At 39.4% G+C, this 2,873-nt stretch carries 3 protein-coding genes; all 3 read left to right on the top strand.

Translation table 11 applies throughout. From position 1 onward, the window contains the following. Positions 1-1,183: TolB family protein (locus tag ACY65O_RS01620; RefSeq protein ID WP_462219102.1), on the top strand; the 1,183-nt coding region annotated here is incomplete at its 5' end. 55 nt (positions 1,184-1,238) lie between these two features. After that, positions 1,239-2,264 carry a hypothetical protein gene (locus ACY65O_RS01625; RefSeq protein WP_462219103.1) on the top strand — a complete coding sequence of 342 codons (1,026 nt, stop codon included), beginning with the start codon at positions 1,239-1,241 and terminating at the stop codon, positions 2,262-2,264. 51 nt (positions 2,265-2,315) lie between these two features. Further along, on the top strand, positions 2,316-2,873 hold a 558-nt coding region (locus ACY65O_RS01630; RefSeq protein ID WP_462219104.1), incomplete at its 3' end, for a hypothetical protein.

Here is a 2,873-nt window from a genome sequence, read left to right on the forward strand (position 1 = left end):
TGTTGGTGGAAACCCTGGCGAAGAAGGCCGGTATGTTGCCTTTGTATCATCTGCTGCTGGTTTCGCAAGCGGCAGTGGAAAGTATCGCCAGGTTTTTTGGCGGGATAGAAACACCGGCACAACAAAACTAATCAGCGCAGCACCAACCGGCGAAGAAGGTAACGGCGATTGTTATGCACCTGCCATTTCAGGCGATGGAAAATCAGTTGCATTTGAATCAAATGCTACCAACTTAATTACTGATGATAAAAATGGCGTGAAAGATATTTTCATCTGGCATTCCGTTACCAATAAAATTGAAAGAGCAAGTGTTGGCAATGATGACAAAGAGGCGAACGCAGCAAGTTATGAACCATCGGTTTCAGGTGATGGAAATTTAATTGCCTTCACTTCTACCGCAAGCAATATTTCTACAACGGAAAAAGGCGAGTCTAACAATAATGTTTTTTTAAGAGACATGGCTTTAAATACAACCACTATGATCAGCGTTGATCCCTCATCAAAAAAAGGTGGTGGCGGTTCCAATGCTTCTATTGCTTATGATGGAAAGCGGATGGCTTTTTATTCACAAACATCAACATTGGTAAGCAATGATAAAAATGGGTTGTGGGATATTTTTTTATGGGAACAAAATAATCCGAAGCTAAAAAGGATCAGTCTTACAGCCGATGGAAAAGAACGCAACCAGGGAGAAGAAAGTGTAAACCGCATTGTGGCGCCATCCATATCGGGCAACGGCAGGTATATTGCTTTTACTACCACCGCAAGCAACATGGTACCAGGCGATGATAAAAATTTTCAGGATGTTTTTATTTACGATACGCAAACCAACACCACCATTATTGCAAGCACCACTGCCGATGGAAAATTCGGTAATGCAGATAGCCCCATTGGGCAGGGAGAAAAAATCGCTATTTCGTATGATGGCAATTATGTTGCGTATTCAACCAAAGCCACTAACCTCGGTGTGCCTGCTTCCAATATTGTACTGTATGAGGTGGCTGCAAAAAAGAACAAGGCTGTTTCCACCGTTGCAGGCAGCAGTGTTGGCAGTGCAGTTATGAGTTATTCGGGCAGCTATGTGGTATTTGGCATTGGTGCAAAGTTGGATAGCCGCTTTGCATCATCGGGCATTTTTTCAAATTACACCGGTGTGGGTCCTTGCAGGTTTTGTCCACTGTAAAAATATTATGCTCATCATTTTTAAAAAAATATTTCATTGTTTAAAAAATGTAATTATGAAAAAGAAAAATATAATATTTGGTATGGTTGTTATTGCTGTAGCAGTAACAGCTTTTAAAATTGCAGATGATATTATTGCCAGGCTGGGTATGCAGCAGCGTGATGCACAAACGAATATTGTCAATAACCTGGTGGGTAGTTTTTCAACAGGTGCTATGGATCTTAATGAAGAGGACAACAGCCAGTCTGTGTACAGGCAAATGAACTCATTTAAAATGCCGTATGTCCCCATGCTCAAAAATGTTATACAGGGAGATAAAGCAGCCGCTGCAAAAGACTTGTGTGATTATGTAAAGAGATATATCAACAGCGAAGAGTTTGTTACTGATTATTACAACCGCCGTGAAGAAACCATGCCACTTTCTGATAATGGTTCCAGCCTTTCATCTCTAAAAAAAAATAAAATTATGTATGGAAAAAACATAACTAATTATAAAACCGATACAAAGTATGTAGCAGAACAACAAAAGTTGATGGATGAAAATCAGAAGAGGATAGAGGCGTTAATTGAAGAATCAAAAAAAGCTTTTTACGGCAAAGATATCTGGGAAAAAGCCTATCCTGCCGACCCGGCGGTTCTGGTAAAAAAAAGATTACAGGAATATCTTACCCTTGTTGCAACCGTTGACTTTAATGCAACCCTCTCCAGTTCGGGAAGAAGACAGGTATTTACCAATGCGGCTTACGAAAAAAAGAGCCTTAAATGGAAAGCCCTTTACCGGGCAGGCAAAGAAGTGAATGACGTGGTAACCGCTTTTGTAAAAGATTGGATGAAGGGAGAAATTATTGCGAAGCAAAAAACTCAGATGACTGAAAAAACTTCAACACAAACAAATAATAATCAAAACAACACAACACCGGTAAATACTCCTGATGTACAGACTAACACCAATAAAAATAATACACTTAAAGTAAATACACCTGCACCCGGCGCAACCGATAGTGCCACAACACCAATTAAAAAAAAGAAATCATTATTCAATAAAATAAAGGATAAAACAAGTGGTGTTATAAAAAATTGATCTGGCAAAAAAGCTGGGTAAATAAAATTCCAATCCCATAATTTTTATAAAATGAATAAGATTATCCTCATTGCACTGGTTGCAATTACTTTCACATCGCAGGCACAACCAATATACGTTGACCGTATTGGCTTCAAACTCGAAAGCATTGCCGATATTGATATTGGCTGGATGGAAATCAGGAAACATATAACAGCGCCAAAAAGTAAACAGCTTGCCGACAGAATTTACAGTGCCAACCAGATTGGCAATTGCCAGCAGTTTGTAGAATGGATGCAGCAATCTTATCTGCCCAAAGGATGCCTGGGCGATGCGACTTATTATCAAAATTATATACCAAAATTCAGCCCCACAAACAGCCTGTTGGGCAATGCAATAAATACACATACCGTTGCGCTGCCACTCATGTATGGTGCACAGTCAAAAATGTATATGTTTTTGAAAAAAGATGCAGCCGGAAAATTTGTACCGCAAAACAACCTGGGTGATTATTGGCATATAGAAGCCAATCAACTGCAAAATATCAGCAACCCAATATCTTTTATTTCAAGCCCCGATGAATATTATTTTGTACTGCCCGATTTGTCTTCCCATTCAAAAGGATATAAT

Origin of the sequence: Ferruginibacter sp. (assembly GCF_031430955.1) — a bacterium.
In the GTDB taxonomy this organism is placed as follows: Bacteria; Bacteroidota; Bacteroidia; order Chitinophagales; family Chitinophagaceae; genus Ferruginibacter.

What these genes read in the sequence shown, in the direction of transcription:
- ACY65O_RS01625 (WP_462219103.1), top strand. Translation starts at nt 1,239, where the DNA reads ATGAAAAAGAAAAATATAATATTTGGTATGGTTGTTATTGCTGTAGCA.